The 4,850-nt window shown below is 43.7% G+C and carries 5 protein-coding genes and 1 pseudogene; 1 reads left to right on the top strand and 5 read right to left on the bottom strand.

Features of this window, described 5'->3' with window-relative positions; translation table 11 throughout:
• Window positions 1-213: 213 nt before the first annotated feature.
• The 5 genes from IM477_RS12850 to IM477_RS12830 all read right to left on the bottom strand — a co-directional run bounded on the left by IM477_RS12850 (window position 214) and on the right by IM477_RS12830 (window position 4,301).
• The gene (locus tag IM477_RS12850) at window positions 214-561 is read right to left on the bottom strand and encodes an HVO_A0114 family putative DNA-binding protein (RefSeq protein WP_002751511.1); all 348 of its coding nucleotides are present in this window, start codon (window positions 559-561) and stop codon (window positions 214-216) included.
• Window positions 542-838, bottom strand: coding sequence for a toxin-antitoxin system TumE family protein (locus IM477_RS12845; protein WP_002751505.1), 297 nt, complete (start codon window positions 836-838; stop codon window positions 542-544). Before IM477_RS12845 ends, IM477_RS12850 begins: the two co-directional genes overlap by 20 nt.
• Before the next feature lie 146 nt (window positions 839-984).
• Window positions 985-1,140 (bottom strand): hypothetical protein, encoded by a 156-nt coding sequence (locus tag IM477_RS12840; RefSeq protein WP_002800933.1) that lies wholly within the window; start codon window positions 1,138-1,140, stop codon window positions 985-987.
• A gap of 154 nt (window positions 1,141-1,294) precedes the next feature.
• A complete protein-coding gene (locus tag IM477_RS12835) occupies window positions 1,295-1,597 on the bottom strand; it encodes a hypothetical protein (RefSeq protein ID WP_008198589.1) in 303 nt (100 codons plus the stop codon).
• 181 nt (window positions 1,598-1,778) lie between these two features.
• Window positions 1,779-4,301: a glycogen/starch/alpha-glucan phosphorylase gene (locus IM477_RS12830; RefSeq protein ID WP_287732045.1), complete on the bottom strand. Its 2,523-nt coding sequence runs from the start codon at window positions 4,299-4,301 to the stop codon at window positions 1,779-1,781.
• 283 nt (window positions 4,302-4,584) lie between these two features.
• On the opposite strand from IM477_RS12830, the pseudogene IM477_RS12825 reads away from it, so the two are divergent.
• Window positions 4,585-4,850 (top strand): annotated as a pseudogene (locus tag IM477_RS12825) (RNA-guided endonuclease TnpB family protein); the annotation flags it as partial.

Genomic DNA, 4,850 nt, shown 5'->3' with positions numbered 1-4,850 from the left:
TAAATCCTTATCTGGCAAGAGATTTAATTGATTAGTTCGCTCTAGATCAAAAACAATTGACAAAAATCGCCAAACGTTTTTCTCTATAAGGGTTCCGTCCCTTATAACCCCCGTACATTGCATAACACAAACCGAAGAACCATAATTTCGAGAGAATGATAATACTTTTGGTTCATGTGTCCTCTTTATTCGCGATCGCTACTAATTCGGCGATCAAACGGCTTGCAACATGAATTCAACCTTGATCGCTTCAAACGGGAACTCTACGCTCCCATCTGCTACACGGCTCAGAATACCGACATTTAAAAGTGCCGTAATATCTCCATGTACTGCTTTAACATCCCGATGGACTCGCCTCGCCGCCTCACGGATAGAAATGGGGCCAGCACCGCACATAGCTTTGAGGAGTTCCCACCGCTTGGCAGTCAGAACTTTCCAGAGAAGTTCGGGGGTAGCAAAACTGATACGAACTTCTTTTTCTGCTCGACCAGTTTTCATCGCTTGAACGGCATCGGCAAGGGTGTCAGTCAAGGAGCGAACTTCAAGAACGACCGTGTTCATAATTCCACCTCAAAATGTCAGAGTTGAAGTCGGCCATCAATTGGTCTGGCGAAGAGAAAGCATAAAGAGACTCCACACCATCGAAATGACGGTGATCGCCTTTACCGCGTTCGTTATCATATCGCAACACACATTTGCCGTTGACTATGTAAGCGAGACGATATTTGTAAGGATGCTCCGATGGCAGAACTGGTTGGGGAACACGCCAGACAGTGACTTCTGCGAATGCGTCTGGGGCCAAGATGACGCGACGACGAATGAGCGCGGTAGCCTTCATGTTGGATATACTAACAACACCTTAGCCTGTTGTCAATGTCCCCAACAGTTAAAAACGCCTCATATTCTTCTATATTTCTCGCTTGAGGGTTGAGATATTGCCCAAAGTGTTGTGTTAAATCAATCTGCATGGTTATTGTATCCTTATTATTCTAACCCTGTTGCATAGTTTTCCATCATCTGCAAAAATTCGGGGTCAATCAATTCCTGATTAGCTTGCAGAATATTGGGTTCCTCACCATTAGCACAAGTGAGCAACTGTTCAATTAAATTAACATAAGCTTGGGCGCGTTGTTCATTCATTGTCTGTACTGTGATTGATGTGATTGTGTGATAGAATATGTTTTTTTTGAGAGAACGCCACTATCATAATAATAAACACCCATGACTGTCAAAAACAACCCAATTATAGTCCATCATTCAATCATTCTCAATCATGGTTTAAACGGTATTGCAATTAAGGATTACCCGAAATAACAAACCTACCCACTGCCACTAAAAACCCTCCTACCGCCGTAATTAAAATACCAATTAATGTCCAAATTTGAGCCTGTTGTGAACCTTTAATTGCCTTAACATCTTCCTTAACCGCATTGATTTCTCCTCGGAGGGAATTAATCTCCACCTTTAATACCTGTCTTTCCCCCTTAGCTTCTGTTAACTCAATTTTGATGTCTGTAACATCTTTTTGTAAATTCTCTAATTTGTGATTAATTTGGGCTAAAATTTCCCCTAGGTTTTGTTCAATTATCACTGACATTTCTATTTTTCCTCATAATCAAAAAGCTCCCCGCATCATTCACCCTAAAACTCAAAATTGTTAAGCCAGTTTTTGGATAGCAAAGAATAATAAATTTCATCCTTTTCATCAAGCATTTTTGGGGGCTACGGTTCCAAAATTCGGGCTAGTCAAAGACTAAACCCGAACTTGACCGAGTTTTTTAATCCTCTAAACTAATCTTGACCGGATTAACTTTCCAAATCTCTTGACAATATTCCCAAATTGTGCGATCGCTAGAGAATTTGGCCATGCGAACCGAGTTAAGAATCGACATCCGCGTCCACTTGTCCCGATCGCGATAAGCTTCACTTACCTGTTCCTGACAATCAGCGTAGGATTGATAATCAGCTAAAAGCATATACTGGTCATCGTAGAGGAGAGAATCGACGATCGGCCTGAATAATTCCTGGTCACCATGGCTAAAATAACCACTCTTAATTCGATCGATCACTCCCTTCAATTCGCGATTATTTTTGTAATAGCTCATCGGTTCATAACCGTGTGCTTTCTTAGCATAAACTTCTCCTGCTGTCAAGCCAAAAAGGAAGAAATTTTCTGCCCCTGCTTCCTCGCGAATTTCGATATTAGCACCGTCCAGAGTCCCAATGGTGAGGGAGCCATTCATGGCAAACTTCATGTTACCGGTTCCGGAAGCTTCCTTACCCGCCGTGGAAATCTGTTCGGACAGATCCGCCGCCGGATAGATGCGTTGACCCAAAGAAACGTTAAAGTTAGGCAGGAAAACCAATTTTAAACGACCTCTGACATCAGGATCCTTATTAACAATTTCAGCTACAGCATTAGTTAACTTAATAATTAACTTAGCCATAAAGTAACCGGGGGCTGCCTTACCACCAAAGATAAAAGTGCGCGGCACGATATCGATCTGAGGGTTCTGTTTAATGCGATTGTAAAGGGCGATAATGTGCAGAACTGCCAGATGTTGGCGTTTGTATTCGTGAATCCGTTTTACCTGCACATCGAAAATCGAATTAACATCCACCTCGATATTGCGGGTTTTCAGCATATAAGCCGCTAAATCGGCCTTATTCGCCTGTTTAATTTCATACCAACGCTGACGGAATGCGGGATCATCAAGGTATTGTTCCAGTTTTCGCAATTCCTTCAGGTCTTTTAACCAATCATCGCCGATTTTTTCGGTAAATAGTGCCGATAATTGGGGATTGCTCAATAAAATCCACCGGCGCGGGGTGACACCATTGGTTTTATTGTAGAATTTTTCTGGCCAGAGCATGGCAAACTCTTTCAGGGTGTCTTTTTGCAGTAACTCCGTGTGTAAAGCGGCGACTCCGTTAATCGAGTGACTACCCACACAGGCTAAATTAGCCATGCGAATTTGTTTATTACCCCAACCAGCTTCTTCAACTATCGACAATTTGCCTAATAATTCCTCGTTATCGGGAAACCAAGTCCGCACATCCTCGAGGAAAAAGTGATTGATCAGATAGATAATTTCTAGATGTCGGGGCAGCAGTTTGCCGAGTAGAGCCGCCGACCAACGTTCCAGGGCTTCCGGCAATAGGGTATGATTGGTATAAGCGAAGGTTTTTTGGGTAATTGCCCAAGCTTTTGACCATTCTAAGCCGTTTTCATCCACTAACAAACGCATTAACTCAGCGATCGCAATGGCGGGGTGAGTATCGTTCAGTTGAATAGCGGCGGTTTCGTGGAAGTTTTGCAGATTTTTGTGGCTTTTTAGGTGAATGCGAATTAAATCTTGCAGGGAAGCGGCCACAAAAAAGTATTGTTGGGCGAGACGTAATTCGCGACCTGCGGGGGTGTTATCGTTGGGATAAAGGACTTTAGAAATGGTTTCCGCGTCCATTTTTTCGGCCACGGATTGATCGTATAACCCGGCGTTAAAAGCCTCAAAATTAAACGATTCACTCGCTTCTGCTTTCCAGAGACGCAAAGCGTTAACCGTGTTGGTTTTGTAACCCGGGACGGGGGTATCGTGGGGAATGGCTAAAACCCGACGTTCCGGCAGCCATTGTACCCGTTCCTGTCCCTTATCGTCGTGATAGATTTCCGTCCGGCCACCCAGTTTTACTTCCACACTTTCATCGGGACGGGGTAATTCCCAAGGATTGCCGAAGCGTAGCCAGTTATCGGGGATTTCCACCTGCCAACCGTTTTGGATGATTTGATGGAAAATGCCAAATTCGTAGCGGATCCCGTAACCGATGGCGGGAATTTCTAGGGAAGCGAGGGAATCGAGGAAACAGGCCGCTAAACGCCCTAAACCGCCGTTTCCGAGGCCGGGATCCGGTTCCTGTTCGATAATTTCCTCAAAATCAAGACCTAATTCCTCGATCATCTCTTTGATTAGGTCGTAAATACCCAAATTAGCGAGATTATTGCCTAAATACCGCCCCATGAGGAATTCGGCGGAGAAATAGCAGACGAGTTTAACTTTTTCTTGTTTGTAGGTGTCGGTGGATTTCAGAAAACGACGCAGGAGGCGATCGCGAACGGTGTAGGCAAGGGCGACATAGTAATTGTAGGGACTGGCATCGGTGCGGTTAACCCCTTGCAAATAAAACAGATTGTCCAGAAAAGCCCGTTTTAGGGTTTCGGGACTCATGCCCGTGCGATCGTCTTCAACTAAAGTGGGGCATTGAAGTGCTTCACGTCCATCAGCTAGGGTATAGGATGTCTCCATGGGTTTTTGTTGTCCATATATTCGGGAGTCGATCGCCGCTCAGATTCTGATGACGATATCCTTTATAGTTTACCTATAATGTCGGCTTGAAGGAACTCTCGGTTTCACCTCGGAGATGAAAGGTTCCGCCAGCATAGAACAGCGAAGCACGACTAAAAATAACTCTAATCTATAGTTGCCAATTTAATTTTAGTATGCTAGAGTAGTTTGCGTGGTAGGTCGATAACGCAAAATGTTTGTTTGAGAGTACAAGCTTAGAGGAAAACCATCTCAATATCAAGCCATTGATGAGGCTATTCGGACAGTCCAGTTTGTTCGGAATAAATGTCTTAGATATTGGGCAGACAATAAAGGTGTAGGACAAAAAGATATTTATCGATACACAACTCAATTAAGAGATGAATATCCTTTTGTCAAAGACCTTAACTCTACAGCTTGTCAACAGGCTTGCGAACGGACTTGGACTGCTATTCTTAGGTTCTATAGCAAGTGCCAGAACCAAATCGCTGGTAAAAAAGGATATCCTAAATACTCTAAACGTACTCATTC

Source organism: Microcystis sp. M090S1, from assembly GCF_020246295.1.
Lineage (GTDB): Bacteria > Cyanobacteriota > Cyanobacteriia > Cyanobacteriales > Microcystaceae > Microcystis > Microcystis aeruginosa.
The sequence above is the reverse complement of the archived record's forward strand: the minus strand, read 5'-3'. Positions and strand labels throughout refer to the sequence as shown.

Excerpts from the sequence above, each read along its gene's own strand:
- IM477_RS12850 (WP_002751511.1), bottom strand. The coding sequence starts at position 561 with ATGAACACGGTCGTTCTTGAAGTTCGCTCCTTGACTGACACCCTTGCC.
- IM477_RS12845 (WP_002751505.1), bottom strand. The coding sequence starts at position 838 with ATGAAGGCTACCGCGCTCATTCGTCGTCGCGTCATCTTGGCCCCAGAC.
- IM477_RS12840 (WP_002800933.1), bottom strand. The coding sequence starts at position 1,140 with ATGAATGAACAACGCGCCCAAGCTTATGTTAATTTAATTGAACAGTTG.
- IM477_RS12835 (WP_008198589.1), bottom strand. The coding sequence starts at position 1,597 with ATGTCAGTGATAATTGAACAAAACCTAGGGGAAATTTTAGCCCAAATT.
- IM477_RS12830 (WP_287732045.1), bottom strand. The coding sequence starts at position 4,301 with ATGGAGACATCCTATACCCTAGCTGATGGACGTGAAGCACTTCAATGC.